This window comes from Geobacter grbiciae (assembly GCF_018531165.1).
Lineage (GTDB): Bacteria > Desulfobacterota > Desulfuromonadia > Geobacterales > Geobacteraceae > Geobacter > Geobacter metallireducens.
In genome coordinates this window covers 1-604 of record NZ_JAHDIW010000056.1, presented here as the reverse complement: position 1 = coordinate 604, position 604 = coordinate 1, and the positions used below count along the sequence as shown (strand labels likewise).

Sequence of the window (604 nt, the reverse complement as noted above, 5' to 3'; positions counted from 1 at the left end):
GCATGACTGTGATGAAACCTCCGGGTATGGGAATGAGGACGAATCATACCCTTACCCACTCAAAACGTCGAGGAGCCGGCTGCAATAACACGGAGCAACGGAGCAACGGAGAAATACCTTCTCGACTCGGAGCTCACTAACTTGGTAATCGGGCGGGCCATTGAGGTGCACAATCATCTCGGCCCAGGTCTACTTGAATCGGTTTATGAAACTTGCCTCGTTCATGAACTGACAACAGCGGGCTTAGCTGTTGAAAGACAAAAGCTCTTGCCGGTGAGGTACAAAAGCCTCAGCTTACAGGACGGTCTGAGAATTGACTTATTGGTTGAAAGCAGAGTTATTGTTGAGCTCAAGTGTGTCGAAAAGCTTATGCCGGTACACGATGCCCAGCTTTATACCTATTTAAAGCTCTCCGGAGTTAAAACAGGACTTCTCATCAATTTTTTCACGAAAGTTCTCCGGGATGGCATAAAACGAGTTGTTTGTTAGGTTTTCTCCGTGTGCTCCGTTGCTCCGTGTTATTCAAACCTGAATCCGTGACGAGATTTTGTACGGACCGATAATTCATGGGATCGGGGGGTGGTTGAGCCTCCCGTTTTCCCTG

General features: G+C 48.2%; 1 protein-coding gene. It reads left to right on the top strand.

Annotation, left to right across the window (positions count from 1 at the left end; genetic code table 11):
* Positions 1–141 precede the first annotated feature (141 nt).
* Positions 142–489: a GxxExxY protein gene (locus KJB29_RS19115; protein WP_246562103.1), complete on the top strand. Its 348-nt coding sequence runs from the start codon at positions 142–144 to the stop codon at positions 487–489.
* The last annotated feature ends 115 nt before the right edge of the window (positions 490–604 follow it).